Source organism: Streptomyces filipinensis, from assembly GCF_014649495.1.
Classification (GTDB): Bacteria; Actinomycetota; Actinomycetes; order Streptomycetales; family Streptomycetaceae; genus Streptomyces; species Streptomyces filipinensis.
Genome location: NZ_BMTD01000011.1, coordinates 229,692 through 251,967, shown reverse-complemented (window position 1 = coordinate 251,967; position 22,276 = coordinate 229,692). Strand labels below are relative to the sequence as shown.

Sequence of the window (22,276 nt, the reverse complement as noted above, 5' to 3'; positions counted from 1 at the left end):
GTAGATTCGTCTGAGGCCGGTGTGCCGCCCGCACGCGGTACGGACCGGTCCTTCCCGACGATTGCAGGAGTGATTCGCGTGGATCGTGTCGCGCTGCGCGGCCTCAAGGCCCGCGGGCACCACGGGGTGTTCCCCAAGGAACGCGAGGAGGGCCAGACCTTCATCGTCGACCTCGTCCTGGGGCTGGACACCCGGCCGGCGGCGGCCGACGACGACCTGGCGAAGACCGTGCACTACGGCATCGTGGCCGAGGAGGTCGTGGCCGTGGTCGAGGGCGAGCCGGTGAACCTCATCGAGACCCTCGCCGAGCGGATCGCCCAGACCTGTCTGAAGCACGAAGGGGTCCAGGAGGTCGAGGTCTGCCTCCACAAGCCGGACGCGCCGATCACCGTTCCCTTCGACGACGTGACCGTCACCATCACCCGGAGCCGAGTATGACCCGACCTTTCCTCCAGGGTCACAGCGACCCGACCGTCCAGCCGGTACCCGCCTCGGTCGTCGAGCAGGTCGACGCCGCCGACACCACCCTGCAGAACCCGAAGTGGGCCGTCATCTCCATCGGGGCCAACCTCGGCAACCGCCTGGAGACCCTGCAGGGCGCCGTCGACGCGCTTGAGGACACCCCTGGCGTCCGTGTGAAGGGCGTCTCCCCGGTGTACGAGACCGAGCCCTGGGGCGTCGAGCCCGGCAGCCAGCCGTCGTACTTCAACGCGGTCGTGGTCCTCAAGACGACCCTGCCCCCGGCCTCCCTGCTGGAGCGGGCGCACGCCATCGAGGAGGCGTACAAACGCGTCCGTGACGAGCACTGGGGCCCCCGCACCCTGGACGTCGACATCGTCGCCTACGCCGACGTCACCTCCGACGACCCGCACCTCACCCTGCCCCACCCGCGCGCCCATGAGCGTGCGTTCGTGCTCGCGCCCTGGCACGACGTGGACCCGCAGGCCCAGCTTCCCGGCCACGGCACCGTGGCCGATCTGCTCTCGGCCATCACCCGCACGGGAGTCGAACCCCGCGAGGACCTGGAACTCCGACTGCCCGAGTAGTCGTTAAGGTCAAGACGACAAGGTCATGAGCGGCCGCCGTCCGGGCCGGCCCGGGGGAGCTGAAGGGACACCGTGAGAGAGCTGCGCATCAGGGTGCTGGCGGGTGTGTTCGTCGTGGCCGGCGTCCTGTCCTGGGCGGGCGCCCGCCTCTGGAACTCGATCGGGACCCTCCCCAGCGTCCCCCTGGCCGCCCCCATCGTCCTCGCCCTGATCGCGGTGGTGCTGCTCGCCACGGCGCTCTCGCTGCGCGCCCGGTTCAAGGCCCAGCGCGAGCGCCGCCCCGGCGCGAAGGGCGTCGACCCGCTGATGGCCGCCCGCGCGGTCGTCTTCGGCCAGGCCAGCGCCCTGGTCGCCGCCCTCGTCGCCGGTATGTACGGCGGCACGGGCGTCTTCCTGCTGGAGCTGCTGGACATCCCGGCCCGCCGCGACCAGGCCTTCTACGCCGGCTTCTCGGTCCTCGCGGGCATCGCGGTCATAGCGGCGGCCCTGTTCCTGGAGCGGGTGTGCAAACTCCCCGAGGACGAGGACCAGAACCACCCTGGAGCGGAACCGGCGGCCTGACCGCCGGTCTCCCGAAGCACCGGTTCAGAGCGCCGGTTCAGTGCGCCATGATCAGGCTCATGGCCTCGTTCCGCGTCGCCGCGTCCCGCAGCTGACCGCGCACGGCGGACGTTATGGTCTTCGCCCCCGGCTTGCGGATGCCGCGCATGGACATGCACATGTGCTCGCACTCCACGACCACGATGACACCGCGCGGCTCCAGGATCTCCATCAGGGAGTCCGCGATCTGGGTGGTGAGTCGTTCCTGCACCTGCGGCCGCCGCGCGTAGACGTCGACCAGCCGGGCCAGCTTGGACAGGCCGGTGATCTTCCCGGTGACGGACGGGATGTAACCGACGTGGGCGACGCCCCGGAACGGGACCAGATGGTGCTCGCAGGTGCTGTACACCTCGATGTCCTTCACGAGCACCATCTCGTCGTGCCCCAGGTCGAACGTCGTCGTCAGCACGTCCTCGGCCTTCTGCCACAGCCCCGCGAAGATCTCCCTGTACGCACGCGCCACCCGCGCCGGCGTCTCCCGCAGGCCCTCCCGGTCCGGGTCCTCGCCGACCGCGATCAGCAGTTCCCGTACGGCGTTCTGGGCGCGCTTCTCGTCGAACTCGCCGATCTGGCCCTCGCCGTCCAGCGTCACCGGGTCGGTCATCTGGTTCCTCGTTCCTGTGCTTCACGCATAGCGGCGGCCATGCGTCTGTCTGCGGACATACGAACGCCGCGCCCACCAGGCTAAACCTGGCAGGCGCGGCGTTCATTCCAGGCCGGTTGGCCGAAACGCGGTCAGCTCTCCGGGCGGTCCTCCGGAGCCTGGTCCGTGACCGGAGCCGACTCCGTGGCGGTGGACTTGACCGTGCTGATCGCGGCCGTCGCGCCGTTCGCGCCGTTGGTCAGTGCCAGCTCCTTGGGGGAGAGCACCGGCGGGCGGGTGGACGGGGTGCGGCGGGAGGAGCCGGTCCAGGCGGGCCGCGGCGGGCGCTTGACGATGGGGGCGAAGATCTCGGCGATCTCCTCCTTGCCCAGGGTCTCCTTCTCCAGCAGGTGAAGGACGAGCTGGTCGAGCACGTCGCGGTTCTCGACCAGGATCTCCCAGGCCTCGTTGTGCGCGTTCTCGATGAGCTTCTTGACCTCTTCGTCCACCAGCGCGGCGACCTCTTCCGAGTAGTCACGCTGGTGAGCCATCTCACGGCCGAGGAAGGGCTCGCTGTTGTCGCCGCCGAACTTGATGGCGCCGAGCCGCTCCGTCATGCCGTACTGCGTGACCATCGCACGGGCCAGGTTGGTGGCCTTCTCGATGTCGTTCGCGGCACCGGTGGTCGGGTCGTGGAAGACCAGTTCCTCGGCGGCGCGGCCACCCAGCATGTAGCCGAGCTGGTCGAGCATCTCGTTGCGGGTGGTCGAGTACTTGTCCTCGTCGGGCAGCACCATCGTGTAGCCGAGGGCGCGGCCGCGGGACAGGATCGTGATCTTGTGGACCGGGTCGGAGTTCGGGGAGGCCGCCGCGACCAGGGCGTGACCGCCCTCGTGGTACGCGGTGATCTTCTTCTCCTTGTCCGACATGATCCGGGTCCGCTTCTGCGGGCCCGCGACCACACGGTCGATCGCCTCGTCCAGCGCCCTGTTGTCGATCAGCTTCTGGTCGCCACGGGCGGTCAGCAGCGCCGCCTCGTTGAGGACGTTCGCCAGGTCGGCACCCGTCATACCGGGGGTGCGGCGGGCGACGGCGGCCAGGTCGACGTCGGGGGCGACCGGCTTGCCCTTCTGGTGGACCTTGAGGATCTCCAGGCGGCCCTGCAGGTCCGGCGGGTCGACCGCGATCTGGCGGTCGAAGCGGCCGGGACGCAGCAGCGCCGGGTCGAGGATGTCGGGGCGGTTCGTGGCGGCGATGAGGATCACGCCGCCCTTGACGTCGAAGCCGTCCATCTCGACCAGCAGCTGGTTCAGGGTCTGCTCGCGCTCGTCGTGACCACCGCCGAGGCCGGCGCCGCGGTGACGGCCGACCGCGTCGATCTCGTCGACGAAGACGATCGCCGGGGCGTTGGCCTTGGCCTGCTCGAACAGGTCACGGACCCGGGAGGCACCGACACCGACGAACATCTCGACGAAGTCGGAACCGGAGATCGAGTAGAACGGGACGCCCGCCTCGCCGGCCACGGCACGCGCGAGCAGCGTCTTACCGGTACCCGGGCGGCCGTAGAGCAGCACACCCTTGGGGATCTTGGCGCCGACGGCCTGGAACTTGGCCGGCTCCTGCAGGAACTCCTTGATCTCGTGGAGCTCCTCGACGGCCTCGTCACAGCCGGCGACGTCGGCGAAGGTCGTCTTCGGGGTGTCCTTGGTGATGAGCTTGGCCTTCGACTTGCCGAAGTTCATCACCCGGGAGCCGCCGCCCTGCATCTGATTCATCAGGAACAGGAAGACGACCACGATCAGGACGAAGGGCAGCAGGGAGAGCAGGACGCCGACGAACGGGTTCTGCTTGGACGGCGAGACCGTGTAGCCGTCCGGGATCCGCTTCTGCTCGTACTTGGTCTGGAGCTGGCTGGCGATGGTCACGCCCTGGTCGCCGATGTAGCTCGCCTGGATCTTCGAGCTGCCGTCGACCTTCTGGCCGTCCTTGAGGGTGACCTTGACGGTCTGCTCGTCGCCTGTGGTCAGTTTGGCCGACTGGACCCTGTTGTCATTGATCGCCGCAACGACCTGGCCGGTGTCCACCGTCTTGTAGCCGCCGGACGAGCCGACGACCTGCATCAACACGACCACGGCAAGGACGGCCAGCACGATCCACATGACCGGCCCACGGAAGTATCGCTTCACGTCCATCCATACGGAGCGGTGCCGCCCCGTCCCTCCTGCCATAGTGAGTTTGATAAGACAGTTCTTCTGACGGTACCCCAGCGTGGTGGTCCGAAGCCGCACGAAGTCGCTTCGACGGCTGGGAAACCCGTCTCTGCATGCTTCAACGGCGCGGAACCCGCCGGGGTTCCCGATCGTCCTACAAGCTTGAGCCGAGTGGCTCAGCCCACGACCCGGTCCGGCTCAGCCGCCGTAGACGTGGGGCGCGAGCGTACCGACGAACGGCAGGTTGCGGTACTTCTCGGCGTAGTCGAGGCCGTAGCCGACGACGAACTCGTTCGGGATGTCGAAGCCGACCCACTCGACGTCGATGGCGACCTTCGCGGCGTCCGGCTTGCGCAGCAGGGTGCACACCTTCAGGGACGCGGGCTCCCGGGAGCCGAGGTTGTTGATCAGCCACGACAGGGTCAGGCCGGAGTCGATGATGTCCTCGACGATCAGGACGTGCTTGCCCTTGATGTCGGTGTCGAGGTCCTTGAGGATCCGCACGACACCGGAGGACTGGGTGCCCGCGCCGTAGGAGGACACGGCCATCCAGTCCATGGTGACGGGGGTGGACAGCGCCCGGGCGAGGTCGGCCATGACCATCACGGCGCCCTTGAGGACGCCGACGATGAGCAGGTCCTTGCCCGCGTACTCCGCGTCGATCTTCGCGGCCAGCTCGGCCAGCTTCGCGTCGATCTCTTCCTTGGTGATGAGCACCTGCTGGAGGTCGGCACCCATGTCTTTCGCGTCCACCCGCATCACTTTCGGTCGTCCCGCAGTTACGGCCGTAGGCCACGGCCTCCGGCTTCGGCCGTGTGCACGGCCACCGGCTGCCCGGACCGGTCGCCGGAGGGTCGCTCCGCGGGACCGGGATTCAGCCTTGCCGAATCACCAGTCTGCCACCCTGCCGCTGGGCGACGACTTTGCCCGGGAGATTGATGGCTCCCTGGCCGCGCCAGCCGGTGATCAGACGGTCGACTTCCTCGATGTGGCGGGCGAACAGCGAACCGGCCGGTGCGCCGGCCTCGATGGCGGCGCGGCGCAGGATGCGGCGGCGCACGGCGGACGGGAGGGCGTACAGCTTGGCGCACTCCAGCAGGCCTGCCGCGTCCCGTACGGAGGCCTCCGCCTGGCTGGCCCAGGTGTCGAGGGCGTCGGCGTCGTCACGGGAGAGCTGGGCGGTGCGGGCGAGCGCCTCCACGACTCCTTTGCCCAGGGCCTTCTCCAGGGCGGGCAGGCCCTCGTGCCGGAGCCGGGAGCGGGTGTAGGCGGGGTCGGCGTTGTGAGGATCGTCCCAGACGGGGAGGGACTGGACCATGCATGCCTTGCGGGCGGTCTGCCGGTCGAGCCCCAGGAAGGGGCGCCGGTAACGGCCGGCGGCCCCCGAGACCGCCGCCATGCCGGACAGGGAGCGGATGCCGGAACCGCGGGCGAGGCCCAGCAGGACGGTTTCGGCCTGGTCGTCGCGGGTGTGGCCGAGCAGGACCGCGGCGGCGCCGTGGCGTTCGGCGACGGCGTCGAGGGCGGCGTAGCGGGCGTCGCGGGCGGCGGCTTCCGGTCCGCCGTCGCGGCCCACGGTCACGGCGACGGACTCGACCGGGGCGAGGCCGAGTTCACGCAGGCGCAGGACGACCTCGTCGGCGCGGAGGTCGGAGCCGGGCTGGAGGCCGTGGTCGACGGTGACGCCGCCGGCGCGGATGCCGAGCTTGGGCGCTTCGAAGGCGAGGGCCGAGGCGAGCGCCATGGAGTCGGCACCGCCGGAGCAGGCGACGAGCACGAGCGGGGAGGGGAGCCGCTCGGCTGTGCGGTCCGGGCGCGCGCCGACGGCCTGCCGGGCGCCGTGCACGGCGAGGCTGTGGTGGTGGTTGAGGATGTCGTGGAGGACGCGGCGGACCGCCAGGCGTATCGCCGCGACCGCAGGATGGGGACCCATGTCCGGTTCCCTTCATGAAGTTTTCGGGGGGTGAGCCCGAGCCGGTCACTCAGAGTGTGTAGATGGTGACAGAAGCGGGACGTTCCCCGAGCATTGCACGCCTACGCATGGCTCACGGTCCCTCGGACGGGTGATTGGAGGGGCGTTCGCCTGCCGTCGGCCGGATTCCACTCACGACGTGTCCATGCCGTTCACGACTCGGCCTTGCGGTGCACCCGCGCGACCCAGTCCGCCGGTTTCGCGATCTCCGCCTTGGTGGGGAGGGTGTTGGGCGAGGTCCACACGCGGTTGAAGCCGTCCACGCCGACCTGTTCGACGGCGGCCCGCACGAACCGTTCACCGTCCCGGTACTGCCGGAGTTTGGCATCCAGGCCCAGCAGCTTGCGCAGGGCGAGGTCGAGGCGGGAGGCGCCCTTGGCGCGGCGCTGCTGGAACTTCTCGCGGATCTCCGAGACGGTCGGTACGACGCTGGGCCCGACGCCGTCCATGACGTAGTCGGCGTGCCCTTCCAGCAGGGACATCACGGCGGTGAGGCGGCCGAGGATCTCGCGCTGGGCGGGGGTCTGGACCAGCTCCACGAAGGACCGTCCGCCGTCCTCCTCCTCGCCCTCGGGGCGGCCTCCGGCGAGGGACTGCGCGGCTTCCCTGATCCGCTCCAGGAAGGTCATGGGGTCGACGTCGGTCTCCGCCAAGAACGACTGGATTTCGCCCTCCAGGTGGTCGCGCAGCCAGGGCACGGCCGTGAACTGGGTGCGGTGGGTCTCCTCGTGCAGGCACACCCACAGGCGGAAGTCGTGCGGGTCGACGTCCAGTTCACGCTCGACGTGGACGATGTTGGGGGCGACGAGGAGGAGGCGGCCCCCGCCGTTCTCGCCCGCGGGCAGGTCGCGGGTGGCGGGGGCGAAGGTCTCGTACTGGCCGAGGACGCGGGAGGACAGGAACGACAGCAGCATGCCGAGTTCGACGCCGGTGACCTTGCCGCCGACGGTGCCGAGGACCGCGCTGCCGGGATTGCCGGAGCGGCGTTCCTGCATCTTCTCCAGGAGCGGCTTGAGGATCTCGCGGAAGCCGGCGACGTTGGCGCGGACCCAGCCGGGGCGGTCGACCACGAGGACGGGGGTGTCGTGGGTCTCCTCGGTGCCCATACGGGTGAAGCCCCGGACGTGTCCCTCCGACGCTTTGGCGTGCCTGCGCAGCTCCGCGACGACGGCGCGGGCCTCGTCGCGACTGACGTCCGGACCCGGTCGTACGAGCCGTGTCGCGGTTGCCACCGCGAGGTTCCAGTCGACCATCCCGGGAGATGCGGTGCCACCGAAGCCAGTCATGTTGACAACCGTACGGGACCGTTCCCCGTCGGGGCAGGCGGTGACGGGCGGAACGACTGCCCACGGCGGCACGGCGGTGCGGCACGGCACCGCGCGGTGCGGCCGTGGGCTGCGGCGGCGGGCTGCGGCGGCGGGTGCGCCTACCGGCAACCGCATCCCGCCAGCGCCGTCGCCGTCGTGTCCAGCGCCGCCTGGGCCTGCAGCGGGTCGGTGGTGCCGGAGGCCAGGAAGGCGAAGGCCAGGAGGCGGCCGTCGGCGTCCACGACCGTGCCGGCCAGGGTGTTGACGCCGGTCAGGGTGCCGGTCTTGGCGCGGATGACGCCGGCGGCGCCGTCGGTGTAGCGGTGGGTGAGGGTGCCGGTGAAGCCGGCCACGGGCAGGCCGGTGAGGACCGGGCGCAGGCCGGGGCGGCCGGGGTCGCCGGCCGTGACCAGCAGGGCGGTGAGGAGGTCGGCGGTGAGCCTGTCGTCACGGCTGAGGCCGCTGCCGTCGTGGAAGGCGGCGCCGGACATCGGCAGGCCCAGCTTGGTCAGCCGCGCGGAGATCGCCCTGGCACCGCCGTCGAAGCTGCCGGGTTCGCCGCTGGCCAGGGCCGTCTGGCGGGCCAGCGCCTCGGCGATGTCGTTGTCGCTGTTGGTCAGCATGCGCTCGACCAGGGCGGACAGCGGCGGGGAGGAGACCGCGGCGAGGGTCTCCGCGCGCGTGCTCGCCTTGGAGGGGCCGGGGGCCGTGGTGGCGATGCCGGCGTCCTTGAGGAAGGCCGCGTACTTGCCGGCCGCGTCCTTCGCCGGGTCGGCCACGCGGTGCGCCGGACCGCTGACGGAGTCGTTGACGCGCCCCTCGTCGACGGTCAGGGCGCTGACGGGCGCGAGGTTGTCGTTCACACCGATGGGGTGCAGGGCGGGGCCGGAGTAGAGGGTCGTGTCGTAGGAGAGCGTGACCTTGTGGACGCCGCGCTTGTGGAGCGCCTTCGCGGTGTCCGCGGCCAGCGTGCGCAGGTCCGCCCAGTCGCCGCCCCCGGCCTTCCCGCGGGCGGTGAGGGTGGGGTCACCGCCGCCGACCAGGACGAGTTCGCCGGTGTCGGGTTCGAGCGCGGCCCGGGTGGTGAGGCGGTGGTCGGGGCCCAGGGCGGACAGGGCGGCGACGGCGGTGGCGATCTTCGTGGTCGACGCGGGGGTGAAGCCCTTGCCGGCCTCGGTGCCGTACAGGCGCTTGCCGGTGGCCACGTCGACGACGGCGGCCGCGTGGTCGCCGCCCAGCGCGGAGGCGCCCAGGAGGCGCCCCAGGGCGCCCGAGAGGGCCTTTCCGCCCGGCGGGGCCGTTCTGGTGTCCACGGCGGCCGTACGCGCGTCCAGGCCCGCCAGGACGGGCGCGGCGCTCGGCGCGGGCCGGGTCCCCGGCGCCGTACCGGATCCCGCCGCGGCGGAGCCATCGTGATCTGCGCCACCTGGCCGCTCCAGGGCGGTCGCCCGGTCCCGCTCCGCCGTACGCTGACCGTTGGCGTCCCAGGGGCCCGCCGCGGTGACCACACCGGCGGCGAGCGCGAGGCCGGCGGTGGCGGCGCCCGCGGTGTACTGCCAGGTCCTGGCCGCCTGCCGACGGGGCGGGCGCGGGGACCGGGGCCGCAGGGCCCGCGTCAACCGTGCGATCCGCGGCTTCGCGGCCGTCGCGGCCCGCGCCAGACGCGGTCGTACGGCGTCCGCGATCCGCTCGACCTGCGGTCTCGCAGCCCGCCAAGGCCTCAGCTCTGGCACGACCACCAGCCCCTTTCGCGATCACACACCTGCGTGAGGGACACTTAACCACCAGAACTATGTGCTGATCATGGAGGAGCCACCGGTGGAGTTCGACGTCACGATCGAGATCCCGAAGGGTTCGCGCAACAAGTACGAGGTGGACCACGAGACCGGTCGGATCCGCCTGGACCGTCGTCTCTTCACCTCGACCGCCTACCCGACCGACTACGGCTTCGTCGAGAACACCCTCGGCGAGGACGGCGACCCGCTGGACGCGCTGGTCATCCTGGACGAGCCGACCTTCCCGGGCTGCCTCATCCGCTGCCGCGCGATCGGCATGTTCCGCATGACGGACGAGGCGGGCGGCGACGACAAGCTGCTGTGCGTCCCGGCCACCGACCCGCGTGTGGAGCACCTGCGCGACATCCACCACGTGTCGGAGTTCGACCGCCTGGAGATCCAGCACTTCTTCGAGGTGTACAAGGACCTGGAGCCCGGCAAGTCGGTCGAGGGTGCCAACTGGGTGGGCCGCACGGACGCCGAGGTGGAGATCGAGCGGTCGTACAAGCGCTTCAAGGAGCAGGGCGGCCACTGAGCCCCGCTCGTCGGAACGGGCCGTACGCGTGCGTGCGGCCCGTTCCGCGTTCATGTGCGCGTAGGGCCCGTCCGGGTACCTGTGCGCATACTGAGCCGAACGGAATGTGTTGTTCAGGGAGCGGTGCGAGGTGACGGAGGCGGAGGACCGCAAGCCCCGGTCGGACGAGGCGCGGTACGACCCGGAGATCACGTCCGAGTTCGCCATTCCCGTGGGTCTGGACGTCCCGAGGACGGTCGGTGAGCCGGAGACGACCTCCGAGTTCGCGGTGCCGGAGGGGCTGCAGACACCGCAGCCGCCGAGTGCCGAGCCGGAGGGGTCGGCGTTCAGCCCGCCGCGCACCTACAGCGCCAAGGACGCCCCGACGGCGTTCACACCGGCCACCGGGGTCCCGCTGGTCAGCCTGGTCAAGGACGCCCCCTGGCAGGACCGGATGCGCACGATGCTGCGCATGCCGGTGGCCGAGCGGCCCGCGCCGGAGCAGGTGCAGCGGGAGGACGAGGTCGGCCCGGCCGTCCCGCGCGTGCTCGACCTGACCCTGCGTATCGGGGAGCTGCTGCTGGCCGGCGGCGAGGGCGCGGAGGACGTGGAGGCCGCGATGTTCGCGGTGTGCCGCTCCTACGGGCTGGACCGCTGCGAGCCGAACGTCACCTTCACCCTGCTGTCGATCTCGCACCAGCCGTCGCTGGTGGAGGATCCGGTGACGGCCTCGCGGACGGTACGGCGGCGGGGCACCGACTACACGCGGCTGGCGGCCGTGTTCCGGCTGGTGGACGACCTGACGGACCCCGAGACGCATGTCTCGCTGGAGGAGGCCTACCGGCGGCTGGCGGAGATCCGCCGCAACCGGCACCCCTACCCGGGCTGGGCGCTGACCCTGGCCAGCGGTCTGCTCGCCGGTGCGGCCTCCGTCCTGGTCGGCGGTGACCTGATCGTGTTCGTCGCCGCGGCCGTCGGCGCGATGCTCGGCGACCGGCTGGCCTGGCTGTGCGCGGGCCGCGGGCTGCCGGAGTTCTACCAGTTCACGGTGGCCGCGATGCCGCCCGCGTCGATCGGGGTGGCGTTCGCGCTGGCGCACGTCGACGTGAAGGCGTCCGCCGTCGTCACCGGTGGACTGTTCGCGCTGCTGCCCGGACGGGCGCTGGTGGCGGGCGTGCAGGACGGCCTGACGGGCTTCTACATCACCGCGTCGGCGCGCCTGCTGGAGGTCATGTACTTCTTCGTCGGCATCGTCACCGGCGTGCTGATCGTCCTGTACTTCGGCGTGAAGGTCGGCGGCAAGCTGAACCCGGACGCGGCGCTCGTCATCAACGAACGGCCGCTGGTGCAGATCGCGGCGTCCATGCTGCTGTCGCTGACGTTCGCGGTGCTGCTCCAGCAGGAACGTTCGACCGTGCTGTGGGTGACGCTCAACGGGGGCGTCGCGTGGTCGGTGTACGGCGCGATGCACTACGTCGCCGACATCTCGCCGGTGGCGTCCACGGCCGTCGCGGCGGGACTGGTCGGGCTGTTCGGGCAGCTGCTGTCGCGGTACCGGTTCGCCTCCGCCCTGCCGTACACGACGGCGGCGATCGGGCCGCTGCTGCCGGGTTCGGCCACCTACTTCGGTCTGCTGAACATGGCGCAGAACGAGGTGAACAAGGGGCTGGTGTCGCTGGCGAACGCGGCGTCGCTGGCGATAGCCATCGCCATCGGGGTCAATCTGGGGTCGGAGGTCTTCCGGCTGTTCCTCAGGATCGGCTCCGCCGGGAAGCGGCGGGCCGCCAAGAGGACCAGGGGTTTCTGAGGGTCACCGGGCGCGGTGGTTGCCCTGGCCGTAGTCGTACGGGTACGCGTTCGGGTCGTACTGCTGGGCCTCGCCGTAGGGCTGCTGCCGGGGCTCGCCGTAGTTCTGCTGCTGGGGGTACTGCTGCCGGCCGTAGTACTGGTCGTCGTAACCGCCCTGGTTCCAGTACTGCTGTTCCTGCTGCGGGGGCTGCTGGGGCTGCTCGTACGGCTGCTGGTACGGCTGCTCGTAGGGGCCGCCGTACGGCTGGTCCGGCTCGATGCGGCGCAGCTGGGTGGTCTCGGTGTCCATGACCGGGGGAGCCGGGCGGGACGCCTCCGGTGCCGGCCGCGGGGCCTTCTTCTGCTTGCCGCGGGCGCGCAGCAACTCGATCGCGACCGGGATCACGGAGACGAGGACGATCAGGATCAGGATCGCCTCGATGTTGTTCTTGACGACGCCGATGTTGCCGAGCCAGGAGCCGAGCAGGGTGACGCCGGCGCCCCACAGCACACCGCCGATGACGTTGAAGATCAGGAACGAGCGGTACTTCATGCCGCTGACGCCGGCGATGATCGGCGTGAACGTGCGCACGATGGGCACGAAGCGGGCCAGGACCAGGGACTTCGGGCCGTACTTCTCGAAGAACTCGTGCGCCTTGGTGACGTTCTCCTGCTTGAACAGGCGCGAGTCGGGGCGGTTGAACAGGGACGGGCCGACCTTCTTGCCGAACATGTAGCCCGCCTGGTCGCCGAGTATCGCGGCGAGGCAGATCAGGGCGATCGCACCCCACAGCGGGAAGTCCAGCTGGTTCGACGTGATCAGCAGGCCGCAGGTGAACAGGAGCGAGTCACCCGGCAGGAAGAAGCCGATGAGCAGTCCGGACTCCGCGAAGACGATGAGCAGCAGGCCCCAGATGCTGTAGGTGCCGAGCAGGTAGTTGGGATCGAGCCAGCTCGGGCCGAGGGCGAGTGTCATCACGGGTCCGGGCTCCAGGGGGTCAGGGCGGCTGCGGCGGCTGGTCTTCGGGGGAGTGCCGCACAAAGCTATCAACGTGAGGGGACCGCCCCAGGTTCCACCGGTGTCCCCGGGATGCGCTGTGGGATGACTGCGAGAAAGCTGTGACGCATGGGACTCGATGACTACGGCGGCGGCCAGGGGCCCCAGCCGGACGTGCTGGTCGTGACGACGAACGACGTGCCCGGGTACCGGGTGCAGACGGTGCTGGGCGAGGTGTTCGGACTCACGGTCCGCTCCCGGCATCTCGGCAGTCAGATCGGCGCCGGGCTGAAGTCGATGATCGGCGGCGAGCTGAAGGGGCTGACCAAGACGCTCGTGCAGACCCGCAACCAGGCCATGGACCGCCTCGTGGAACAGGCACGCGCGCGTGGTGCCGACGCGGTGCTTGCGTTCCGGTTCGACGTGACCGAGGCCGCGGACGTCGGCACCGAGGTGTGCGCCTACGGCACGGCGGTGGTCCTGGCCCGGGAGTGACCCCCGTGCACGCCCGGGCCGGGACCGGTCAGGAGGTGTGCCGGTCGGCGTTGGCGAGGATCGCCGCACGCAGGTGCTCGGCGAGCCCGGGGTGCATGGAGTCGTAGAACGCCTTGAAACGCTCGTCGGAGACGTACATCTCCCCGAAGCACCGGTGCATCTCGTACGGGACTTCGAAGTACCACCTGCTGATGTGCCGCCGGTGTTCCTCGGCCAGCTCCATGGCCGCCTCCCCGGCCGGCCGCTCGCCGGCGGCGACCAGGGCCGCGTACCGCACGCCCCAGTCGTCGACCTCGGCCTTGATGCGCTTCCAGTCCTCCTTGCTGTAGGCGGCGGCGCGGCGCTGCGACTCGGCGTACGCCTCGGTGTCGCCCCAGCGCGCCTCCGCCTCCTCGCGGTACTGCTCGGGGTCCTTGTCCCCGAAGACCTCGAACCGCTCCTGCGGCGTCAGGTTGATGCCCATCGTGCGTGCCTCCATGGCGTGCTCCACGGCCGCGGCCATCTTCTGCAGCTTCTCGATCCGGGCGGTCAGCAGTTCGTGCTGGCGGCGCAGGTGTGCGCGCGGGTCCACGTCCGGGTCGTCGAGCAGGGCCGCGACCTCCTCAAGCGGGAAGCCGAGCTCCCGGTAGAACAGGATCTGCTGGAGCCGGTCGAGGTCGGCGTCGTTGTAGCGCCGGTGGCCGGCGTACGTGCGCTCGCTGGGTACGAGCAGACCGATCTCGTCGTAGTGGTGCAGGGTGCGCACCGTGACGCCGGCGAACCCCGCGACCTGTCCCACGGAGTAGCTCACTTTCCGCTCCTTGTCGTCCTTGTCGTCCTTGTCGTCGGTACGCCGTCCACGCTGAGGCCTCACGTCACGTGAGGTGCAAGCCGGTTTCCGCGCGTTCCGCGCGAGACGCCCAGGACGTTCGGGATGTTGTGCGCATTTTGTCCGCTTATGGTGAGCCCGTGGCCCAGGAACCCCACGCGTCACAGGCGCCGTCCACCGCCCCTACGGCTCCGGCGCGGTCCCTGCTGCCCTTCATCCTGCCCGCCGCGGTCGTGGGCGTGGGCGCGAGCCTGGCCTTCATCGGGGTCAGCGCGGTGGCGGAGCAGCTCCAGCGCGTGCTGTGGGGGCCGCTGCCGGGCGCGCTCGGGGTGGGCCCCTACTCGGTGCTGTGGATCTTCGTCATGCTCGTGGCGACCGGGATCGCGGTCGGGCTGGTGGTCTGGAAGGTGCCCGGCCACGCCGGTCCCGACCCGGCCACCGTGGGCCTGAACGCCCCTGCCATGGCGCCGGTCGTGCTGCCCGGCCTGGTGCTGGCGACCGGACTGATGCTGGCCGGCGGTCCGAGCCTCGGCCCGGAGAACCCGATCATCGCCGTGAACGTGAGCCTCGCGGCCTGGCTCGGCGCCCGGCTGATGCCCCGGACGCCGGGCAGCCTGTGGCCGGTGCTGGCCGAGTCGGCGACGATCGGCGCGCTGTTCGGCACGCCGGTGGCGGCGGCGCTGGTCATCTCCGAGGCGCTGGCCGGACGCCCGATGCGCGGCCGGCTGTGGGACAACCTGTTCGCGCCGCTGACCGCCGGCGCGTGCGGGGCGATCACCACCACCCTGGTGTCCCATCCGACCTTCGACCTGGGGCTCCCGCCCCTGGGCCACCCGGACGCGAAGGACGTCCTGGCGGCCCTCGTGACCGCCTCGGCGGCCGCGCTGCTCGGCATGTGCGCCGTGTACGCCTTCCCGTACGTCCACGCGGCCTTCCGGCGGCTGCGGCACCCGATGCTGATGCTTCCGGCCGGCGGGGTCGTACTGGCCGCCCTGGGGGCGCTGGGCGGCCGTCTGACGCTGTTCAAGGGGCTGTCGGAGGTCGGGGAGCTGGCCCACGACCCGGCGGCCTGGTCGGCGGGGCAGTTCGCCGTGATGGCGGTGGTGAAGCTGGCCGCGCTGCTCGTCGCCGCGTCCTGCGGCTTCCGGGGCGGCCGTATCTTCCCGGCGGTCTTCGTCGGCGCCGCCCTGGGCCTGTGCGCCCATGCGCTCGTTCCGGCCGTGCATCCGGCGCTGGGCGTGGCCACAGGCGTCCTGGGCATGCTCCTGGCGGTCACCCGGCAGGGCTGGGTGAGCCTGTTCACCGCCGCCGCCCTGGTCGCCTCCCCCGCGATCCTCGCCCTGCTGTGCATCGCGTCGCTGCCGGCCTGGCTGCTGGTGACGGGGCGTCCGCAGATGCAGCTGCGCGAGGACGGCACCCCACTCCGCTGAAAACCTTCCCTGGAGGCACGTTCATGGCCCTGCACAGAGGTCCCGAGAAGCACGACGAGCGGACGATGTCGGTCAACCCGTTCTTCGGCGAGGCCGATCCGGTCGGCGGCATGGCCGAGGCCCCGCCCACGCACCGGCTCCCGGACGCGCCGATGCCCCCCTCCACGGCGTACCAGCTGGTGCACGACGAGCTGATGCTGGACGGCAACTCCCGGCTGAACCTGGCCACCTTCGTCACCACCTGGATGGAACCGCAGGCCGGGGTGCTGATGGCGGAGTGCCGGGACAAGAACATGATCGACAAGGACGAGTACCCGCGCACGGCCGAGCTGGAGCGGCGCTGTGTGGCGATGCTCGCCGACCTGTGGAACGCGCCGGACCCGTCGGCGGTGGTGGGCTGTTCGACGACCGGGTCCAGCGAGGCGTGCATGCTCGCCGGGATGGCGCTGAAGCGGCGCTGGACGCGGCGCAACGCCGACCGCTACCCCGGCGACGCACGGCCCAACCTGGTCATGGGCATCAACGTCCAGGTCTGCTGGGAGAAGTTCTGCAACTTCTGGGAGGTGGAGGCACGGCTGGTACCCATGGAGGGCGACCGGTTCCACCTGGACCCACAGGCCGCCGTCGAGCTGTGCGACGAGAACACCATCGGGGTGGTCGGCATCCTCGGCTCGACGTTCGACGGCTCCTACGAGCCCATCGCGGAGCTGTGCGCCGCCCTGGACGCCCTGCAGGAGCGCACGGGGCTCGACGTCCCGGTGCACGTGGACGGCGCGTCCGGCGGCATGGTGGCGCCCTTCGTGGACCCGGACCTGGTCTGGGACTTCCGGCTGCCGCGCGTGGCCTCGATCAACGCCTCGGGGCACAAGTACGGGCTGGTGTACCCCGGGGTCGGCTGGGCGCTGTGGCGGGACCGGGAGGCGCTGCCCGAGGAGCTGGTGTTCCGGGTCAACTACCTGGGCGGGGACATGCCGACCTTCGCGCTCAACTTCTCCCGGCCCGGTGCCCAGGTGGTGGCGCAGTACTACACGTTCCTGCGCCTGGGCCGCGAGGGCTACCGCGCGGTGCAGCAGTCGACGCGGGACGTGGCCACCTCGCTCGCCGGGAAGATCGCGGCACTCGGCGACTTCCGGCTGCTCACACGCGGCGACCAGCTGCCGGTGTTCGCGCTGACCACGGCCGACGACGTCACGTCGTACGACGTCTTCGACGTCTCCCGGCGGCTGCGCGAGGGCGGCTGGCTGGTGCCCGCGTACACCTTCCCGGCGCACCGCGAGGACCTCTCCGTGCTGCGGATCGTGTGCCGCAACGGCTTCTCGCACGATCTGGCCGACCTGTTCCTGGAGGACCTGACCCGCCTGCTGCCCGAGCTGCGCCGGCAGCCGCACCCCCTGACCCGCGACAAGCAGGCGGCCACCGGCTTCCACCACTAGGGCCCGGCGAGGGGCCGCGGAAGGGCCGGACGCCCGGTCCGCCGCCGACGGAGGGCGCTCGCCCGCCCCGTTCCCCGCCCCCTAGTGCCGGCGATCACCCCCAGGAGGCGCCCTGTTCCTGGGCCTCCTGGGCCACCAGCTCGAAGGCCGTCCTGCCGTCCAGGGACTCGCGGATGATGTCGGCGTGGCCGGCGTGCCGGGCCGTCTCCCGGATCAGGTGCAGACACAGCCAGCGCAGCGAGACCCGGGCCTGCGGCGGGAACCAGGGGTCGGGCGGCAGCGGGAAGGTGTCGTCCAGGCTCGGCGCCGAACGGATGAGCTTCTCCGTCTCGGCGGCGACCTCCTCCCAGTACGCCAGCTGCCCGGCGACCGTCTCGTCGTCGGTCAGCCGGAAGCAGTCCTGCCAGTTCGACTCGTCACGCCGGACCGCCGGCTGCTCCTGCTTGGCGCGTGCGACCCAGCCCTGCTCGACCTCGGCGACATGCTTGACCAGGCCACCCAGGGAGAGCTCGCTGGCGCTGGGGCGGGTGCGGGCCTGTTCGTCGGTCAGGCCGAGCACGGCCCGGCGGATCCCGCCGCGCTGCTCCTCGATGAACGCCAGCAGCGCTCCTCGCTCGTCGCCCTTCGCCTCCGCAGGCACGTGCTTGACCATGACGGCCGCCTTTCATCGGTTCACCGGGGCTCTCGCCCTGACACCGATGACGTTACGGACCCTTGCGGTCAGGTGCTGTCCGCAAGGGCACTCGTCGGCCGGAATTCGTCAGAACGGGAACGCGCTGCGGCCGTGCTGCACCGAGATCCACTTGACGGTCGTGAACGACTCCAGCGTCGTCTCGCCGTTGAGGCGGCCGATGCCGGAGTGCTTCTCGCCGCCGAACGGCACGATCGGCTCGTCGTGGACCGTGCCGTCGTTCACATGGAACATGCCGGTGTCGATCTGCTTGGCGAAGGCGACACCGCGCTCGATGTCACCGGTGTGGACGGCGCCGCTGAGGCCGTAGGGGGTGTCGTTGACGATGCGCAGCGCCTCCTCCTCGCCGTCGAACGGGATGAGGAAGACCACCGGGCCGAAGACCTCCTGCTGGAGCAGCACGGAGTCGGCGGGGAGGTCGGTCAGCACGCTGGGCTCGACCAGGTTGCCGGAGGTGCCGCCCCGCACCAGGGCGGTGGCGCCCTCGGCGACCGCCTGCTCGACGGTGCCGGAAATGGCGTTCGCCTGCTGGGAGTTGATGACCGGGCCGATGACGGTCTGCGGGTCGCGCGGGTCGCCGACCTTCAGCGACTTCACCTTGGCGACGAACTTGCCGGTGAACTCCTCGGCGATCGAGCGGTCCACGAGCACGCGGTTCGCGGCCATGCAGACCTGGCCCTGGTGGACGAAACGGCTGAAGACCGCCGCATCCACCGCGTAGTCGAGGTCGGCGTCGTCCAGGACCACCAGCGCGCTGTTGCCGCCCAGTTCGAGCACCGAGCGCTTGAAGTTGGCCGCACAGACGGTGGCCACGTGCCGGCCGACCTTGTCGGAGCCGGTGAAGGAGATGACCTTCGGGACCGGGTGCTCGATGAACGCGTCGCCGATCTCGGCGATGTCGGTGACGACCACGTTGAGCAGGCCGCCGGGCAGCCCGGCCTCCTCGAAGATCTTCGCGATCAGGGTGCCGCCCGCGATCGGGGTGTTCTGGTGCGGCTTGAGGACCACGCCGTTGCCGAGCGCGAGCGCCGGGGCGACCGACTTCAGCGAGAGCAGGAAGGGGAAGTTGAAGGGGCTGATCACACCGATGACACCCACCGGTACCCGGTAGACGCGGTTCTCCTTGCCGTCGACCGGGGAGGGCAGGATCCTGCCCTCGGGGCGCAGCGCCAGGTGGATCGACTCGCGCAGGAACTCCTTGGCGAGGTGCAGCTCGAAACCGGCCTTCACGCGCGTGCCGCCCAGTTCCGCGACGATCAGGTCGGCTATCTCCTGCTCACGGTCCTCTATGAGTCTGAGCGCCCGATCGAGGACCGCCCGGCGGGCGTAGGGGTTGGTCGCCGCCCACTGCTTCTGGGCACGGGCGGCGGCCCGGTAGGCCTGGTCCACCTCGTCGACCGTGGCCACCGTGATCGAGGCCAGCTTCTCGTCGTCGTACGGGTTGAAGTCGATCACGTCCCAGGAGCCGGTGCCCGGACGCCACTCGCCGTCGATGTACTGCTGGGCCAGGTCGGTGAAGTAGGACGACATGTGATCCCTCAATCACTAGCGGAGTCAGATCCAGGTCACGGTCTGATCGCACGTCATCGTACTGGCGTTTCAAGGGAGTTGAAGGAGTCCTCAGGACAGTTGCAGAAGTCCTCGCAGCAGGTCCCGGCTCTCGTCGGGGCCCGGGCTGTCCTGCTGCAACTCCTTGAGCGCCTGCTCGTACTGGGCGACGTCCTCGCGCTTGTCCAGGTAGAGGGCGCTGGACAGCTGCTCCAGGTAGACGACGTCGGACAGGTCGGCGTCGGGGAAGCTGAGGATGGTGAAGGCACCGCTCTCGCCGGAGTGCCCGCCGAAGCTGAACGGCATGACCTGCAGCCGTACGTTGGGCCGCTCGGAGATCTCGATGAGGTGCTGCAGCTGGCCGCGCATGACCTCGCGGTCGCCGTAGGGGCGGCGCAGGGCGGCCTCGTCGAGGACGATGTGGAACTCGGGGGCGTTGTCGGAGAGCAGGCACTTCTGCCGTTCCAGGCGCAGCGCGACCCGCCGCTCCACGTCGGCGGCGCTCGCGCCCTTCATACCGCGCCGGACCACCGCGCGGGCGTACTCCTGGGTCTGCAGCAGGCCGTGGACGAACTGCACCTCGTAGACGCGGATGAGGGACGCGGCGCCCTCCAGGCCCACGTAGGTGGGGAACCAGCTGGGCAGGACGTCGGTGTAACTGTGCCACCAGCCGGCCACGTTGGCCTCGCGGGCGAGGGAGAGCAGTGACTCGCGCTCCGTCTCGTCCGTGATGCCGTACAGCGTCAGCAGGTCCTCCACGTCCCTGGTCTTGAAGCTCACCCGGCCCAGCTCCATCCGGCTGATCTTCGACTCGGAGGCTCGGATGGAGTACCCCGCCGCCTCGCGCGTGATCCCCCGAGCTTCACGCAGTCGCCTGAGTTGCGAGCCGAGCAGCATCCGCCGCACCACCGATCCGGGCTCTCCCGCGCTCACGTTCGCCGCCTCCCCAACCGTCTTCAGGGCCCGCAGTCTGCCACTAAAACACTTCGAGCAGTACTCGTCCGGTTACGGAAACGGAAAGAGGCGGCCCGTTTCTGCCCGCCTGTTTCGGGAAGAGGTCAGGACCACTGACGCCAACCGTCGGCAAGATGGCGGAAAAAATGGCCAAGAAGCGGTACGGGAAGTGCCATTTCGGTCGCGTGCACGTGCATCTGCCCTTGCATCTGCTGTGCGCATCCGAAACCATGGTGCCGCGCCACCGCTGCATCGCAACGACCGCGAACTCTCGGGAGTGCCTCGCATGGGGACGAATGGATCGACCATGCTCAAGCCGTTACGGCAGGGCCTTCCACCGCTGGATCCCGCAGCCGTGTCCGATGCCGCCTCCTGCGCCCTCCCCGCCCGGCTCGAAGCGGTGCGCGAAGCCCGGCGCTTCACCCGGGGCACCCTCGACCAGTGGGACGTCGGCGACCGCTTCGACGACATATGTCTCGTCGTCTCCGAACTCGTCACCAACGCGCTGCGCCACGCACTGCCGGACGCGGCGGGATGCCCCGACCGCGCCTCCGTACGGCTGCATCTGATGCGCTGGAGCGAGCGACTGGTGTGCGCGGTGCGCGACCCGAGCCACCAGACGCCGGTCCCGCGCGACTCGGACGACTTCTCCGCCGAGTCCGGACGCGGACTGTTCCTGGTCGACTCCTTCTCCGACAGCTGGGGCTGGCACCCGCTCGCGGGAACCCTGCACGGCAAGGTCGTCTGGGCGCTGTTCCGGCTCCGGCCGGCGGGCTGACGCGCGCGCAAGGCCGACGGGCGCCCGATGTCTACGCGCGTCGCGCCGGATCCTCCCGCACGGCCGACATCGTTGCCACCGGAGTCCCGCGCCCCTGGCAGGGAGCCAGGGCGTCAGCTCGTGATCAGATGGTCGAACTCGCCGTCCTTGATGCCGAGGAGCATGGCCTCGATCTCCGCGCGCGTGTAGACGAGCGCAGGGCCGTCGGGGAAGCGCGAGTTGCGTACGGCGACCTCGCCGCCCGGCAGTCGCGCGAACTCCACGCAGGAGCCCTGCGAGTTGCTGTGCCTGCTCTTCTGCCAGGCCACGCCGCCCAGTTGCGCGGCAGCCATGCCGTTGTACACGTCGTACCCCCCGTACACGCCGTCAACGTCGCGGTCCACAGGTCGCTCCCCGGTGGTGCACTGGCTGGTGTGGCCATAGATGCTGTAGTCAACTGACCCGGATCATAACCTTGTTCATGTGCAGATGCATGAGCAAATGCACGTGCACGCGCGGTACCCCCATGGTTACAGGTTTGACGTCCGCTTTACCGAAGCTGCTCCAGTGCCTGCCCCAGTGCGGGCAGGACATGCCCACGCCATCCCCCGTCCATGATCTTCCGCGCCATGAGCTGAGCCGGGTCGTCCGGATCGAATCCCTCGTGCACTAGGAAGAGACGCGTACCGCGGCCTTCCTGTTCCAGGGTCCAGGTGATGGTCCAGTCCGCGGGATTGGCCGGATCGGCGTCGGTCCAGCGGACGGACAGCATCCGCTCGATGTCGTAGGCCAGGACCCGCACCTCCACGACGCCGGAGAAACGGGAGTGGGGACGCGGGACGGAGGTCATCCGGTACCGGTGGCCGACCTCCAGCCGGAAGTCCTCGGCGCCGGGCATCTGCCAGCGGGCGAGCAGTCCGGGGTCGGTCAGGGCGCGCCACACCTTGGCCGGCGGGTGCGCGAAGAACTGGTCGACGCGGATCGTGGTCAGGTCGTCCGCATCACTGCCAGGTGCGGTGCTCATGAGGGGTCATCGTCGGGCATGCGGTCGAGCAGATCGCCGAGGCCCCGCAACCGCTCGCGCCAGAACCGCTCGTACGGGTGGAGCCAGTCCTGCACCTCGGCGAGCGGGGCCGCCTCAAGGCGGTAGATGCGCTGGCGTCCGGAGCGCTGTTCGGAGACGAGGCCGGCCTCCCGGAGCACCCTGAGGTGTTCCGAGAGGCTCGGGCGGCGCATGTCGAAGTGGTCGGCCAGGGCCTGGACGGGCTGCGGTCCGCACTCGCGCAGCAACCGCAGCACCTCGCGGCGGGTGGCGTTGGCGAGCGCGGCGAAGACGCGGTCCTCGGCGGCGGTACCCGTCCCGTTCAT

General features: G+C 70.5%; 23 protein-coding genes. 9 read left to right on the top strand and 14 right to left on the bottom strand.

Annotated features, from left to right (window positions below; all coding sequences use genetic code 11):
* Positions 1-78 precede the first annotated feature (78 nt).
* The 3 genes from folB (at position 79) to IE244_RS24810 (ending at position 1,607) form a co-directional block, all read left to right on the top strand.
* A complete protein-coding gene (gene folB / locus IE244_RS24820; RefSeq protein WP_031165050.1) occupies positions 79-438 on the top strand; it encodes a dihydroneopterin aldolase in 360 nt (119 codons plus the stop codon).
* On the top strand, positions 435-1,046 hold the full coding sequence (folK, locus tag IE244_RS24815) for a 2-amino-4-hydroxy-6-hydroxymethyldihydropteridine diphosphokinase (protein ID WP_191875764.1): 612 nt from the start codon (positions 435-437) through the stop codon (positions 1,044-1,046). The genes folB and folK overlap by 4 nt, the downstream gene beginning before the upstream one ends.
* A gap of 72 nt (positions 1,047-1,118) precedes the next feature.
* Positions 1,119-1,607 (top strand): DUF3180 domain-containing protein, encoded by a 489-nt coding sequence (locus IE244_RS24810; RefSeq protein ID WP_031165046.1) that lies wholly within the window; start codon positions 1,119-1,121, stop codon positions 1,605-1,607.
* 37 nt (positions 1,608-1,644) lie between these two features.
* On the opposite strand, the gene folE is transcribed toward IE244_RS24810, so the two are convergent.
* The 6 genes from folE to dacB form a co-directional block, all read right to left on the bottom strand.
* Positions 1,645-2,250 (bottom strand): GTP cyclohydrolase I FolE, encoded by a 606-nt coding sequence (gene folE / locus IE244_RS24805; protein ID WP_191875763.1) that lies wholly within the window; start codon positions 2,248-2,250, stop codon positions 1,645-1,647.
* Between the two features lie 131 nt (positions 2,251-2,381).
* On the bottom strand, positions 2,382-4,421 hold the full coding sequence (gene ftsH / locus IE244_RS24800) for an ATP-dependent zinc metalloprotease FtsH (protein WP_191875762.1): 2,040 nt from the start codon (positions 4,419-4,421) through the stop codon (positions 2,382-2,384).
* Positions 4,422-4,637: 216 nt separating this feature from the next.
* On the bottom strand, positions 4,638-5,198 hold the full coding sequence (hpt, locus tag IE244_RS24795) for a hypoxanthine phosphoribosyltransferase (RefSeq protein WP_031165039.1): 561 nt from the start codon (positions 5,196-5,198) through the stop codon (positions 4,638-4,640).
* A gap of 115 nt (positions 5,199-5,313) precedes the next feature.
* The gene (tilS, locus tag IE244_RS24790) at positions 5,314-6,372 is read right to left on the bottom strand and encodes a tRNA lysidine(34) synthetase TilS (RefSeq protein ID WP_191875761.1); all 1,059 of its coding nucleotides are present in this window, start codon (positions 6,370-6,372) and stop codon (positions 5,314-5,316) included.
* A 191-nt stretch (positions 6,373-6,563) separates the two neighbouring features.
* Complete coding sequence (locus IE244_RS24785) at positions 6,564-7,697, bottom strand: Rv3626c family coenzyme F420 biosynthesis-associated protein (RefSeq protein WP_191875760.1); 1,134 nt, start codon at positions 7,695-7,697, stop codon at positions 6,564-6,566.
* Positions 7,698-7,837: 140 nt separating this feature from the next.
* Positions 7,838-9,457 (bottom strand): D-alanyl-D-alanine carboxypeptidase/D-alanyl-D-alanine endopeptidase, encoded by a 1,620-nt coding sequence (gene dacB / locus IE244_RS24780; protein ID WP_191875759.1) that lies wholly within the window; start codon positions 9,455-9,457, stop codon positions 7,838-7,840.
* 79 nt (positions 9,458-9,536) lie between these two features.
* Here dacB and IE244_RS24775 point away from each other — a divergent pair, with 79 nt between their 5' ends.
* On the top strand, positions 9,537-10,028 hold the full coding sequence (locus IE244_RS24775; RefSeq protein WP_030342671.1) for an inorganic diphosphatase: 492 nt from the start codon (positions 9,537-9,539) through the stop codon (positions 10,026-10,028).
* Positions 10,029-10,158: 130 nt separating this feature from the next.
* Positions 10,159-11,814, top strand: coding sequence for a threonine/serine exporter family protein (locus tag IE244_RS24770; RefSeq protein ID WP_191875758.1), 1,656 nt, complete (start codon positions 10,159-10,161; stop codon positions 11,812-11,814).
* Between the two features lie 3 nt (positions 11,815-11,817).
* Here IE244_RS24770 and IE244_RS24765 read toward each other — a convergent pair whose 3' ends face one another.
* The gene (locus IE244_RS24765) at positions 11,818-12,771 is read right to left on the bottom strand and encodes a DedA family protein (RefSeq protein ID WP_373305772.1); all 954 of its coding nucleotides are present in this window, start codon (positions 12,769-12,771) and stop codon (positions 11,818-11,820) included.
* A gap of 150 nt (positions 12,772-12,921) precedes the next feature.
* Between IE244_RS24765 and IE244_RS24760 the strand changes: the two genes are divergently transcribed.
* On the top strand, positions 12,922-13,287 hold the full coding sequence (locus IE244_RS24760) for a YbjQ family protein (RefSeq protein ID WP_191875756.1): 366 nt from the start codon (positions 12,922-12,924) through the stop codon (positions 13,285-13,287).
* Positions 13,288-13,315: 28 nt separating this feature from the next.
* Here the strand turns inward: IE244_RS24760 and IE244_RS24755 are convergent, their stop codons facing one another.
* Positions 13,316-14,077 carry a MerR family transcriptional regulator gene (locus IE244_RS24755; protein ID WP_191875829.1) on the bottom strand — a complete coding sequence of 254 codons (762 nt, stop codon included), beginning with the start codon at positions 14,075-14,077 and terminating at the stop codon, positions 13,316-13,318.
* A gap of 158 nt (positions 14,078-14,235) precedes the next feature.
* On the opposite strand from IE244_RS24755, the gene IE244_RS24750 reads away from it, so the two are divergent.
* Both IE244_RS24750 and gad read left to right on the top strand, forming a co-directional pair.
* Positions 14,236-15,525, top strand: coding sequence for an ion channel protein (locus IE244_RS24750; RefSeq protein WP_191875755.1), 1,290 nt, complete (start codon positions 14,236-14,238; stop codon positions 15,523-15,525).
* Between the two features lie 23 nt (positions 15,526-15,548).
* Positions 15,549-16,958 (top strand): glutamate decarboxylase, encoded by a 1,410-nt coding sequence (gad, locus tag IE244_RS24745; RefSeq protein WP_191875754.1) that lies wholly within the window; start codon positions 15,549-15,551, stop codon positions 16,956-16,958.
* A 94-nt stretch (positions 16,959-17,052) separates the two neighbouring features.
* Here gad and IE244_RS24740 read toward each other — a convergent pair whose 3' ends face one another.
* The 3 genes from IE244_RS24740 to IE244_RS24730 form a co-directional block, all read right to left on the bottom strand.
* A complete protein-coding gene (locus IE244_RS24740) occupies positions 17,053-17,610 on the bottom strand; it encodes a DinB family protein (RefSeq protein WP_191875753.1) in 558 nt (185 codons plus the stop codon).
* 108 nt (positions 17,611-17,718) lie between these two features.
* Positions 17,719-19,179 carry an aldehyde dehydrogenase family protein gene (locus IE244_RS24735; RefSeq protein WP_191875752.1) on the bottom strand — a complete coding sequence of 487 codons (1,461 nt, stop codon included), beginning with the start codon at positions 19,177-19,179 and terminating at the stop codon, positions 17,719-17,721.
* Between the two features lie 90 nt (positions 19,180-19,269).
* Positions 19,270-20,106 carry a Sco1979 family transcriptional regulator gene (locus IE244_RS24730; RefSeq protein WP_506005172.1) on the bottom strand — a complete coding sequence of 279 codons (837 nt, stop codon included), beginning with the start codon at positions 20,104-20,106 and terminating at the stop codon, positions 19,270-19,272.
* A 352-nt stretch (positions 20,107-20,458) separates the two neighbouring features.
* On the opposite strand from IE244_RS24730, the gene IE244_RS24725 reads away from it, so the two are divergent.
* Positions 20,459-20,929, top strand: a complete 471-nt coding sequence (locus IE244_RS24725; RefSeq protein WP_031165011.1) for an ATP-binding protein — start codon at positions 20,459-20,461, stop codon at positions 20,927-20,929.
* A gap of 113 nt (positions 20,930-21,042) precedes the next feature.
* Here the strand turns inward: IE244_RS24725 and IE244_RS24720 are convergent, their stop codons facing one another.
* From IE244_RS24720 to IE244_RS24710, 3 genes are all read right to left on the bottom strand, one after another.
* Entirely contained in the window at positions 21,043-21,312 is a 270-nt protein-coding gene (locus IE244_RS24720; RefSeq protein ID WP_191875751.1) for a DUF397 domain-containing protein, read from the bottom strand.
* A 146-nt stretch (positions 21,313-21,458) separates the two neighbouring features.
* Complete coding sequence (locus tag IE244_RS24715; protein WP_191875750.1) at positions 21,459-21,932, bottom strand: SRPBCC family protein; 474 nt, start codon at positions 21,930-21,932, stop codon at positions 21,459-21,461.
* Positions 21,929-22,276, bottom strand: a complete 348-nt coding sequence (locus tag IE244_RS24710) for an ArsR/SmtB family transcription factor (RefSeq protein WP_191875749.1) — start codon at positions 22,274-22,276, stop codon at positions 21,929-21,931. Before IE244_RS24710 ends, IE244_RS24715 begins: the two co-directional genes overlap by 4 nt.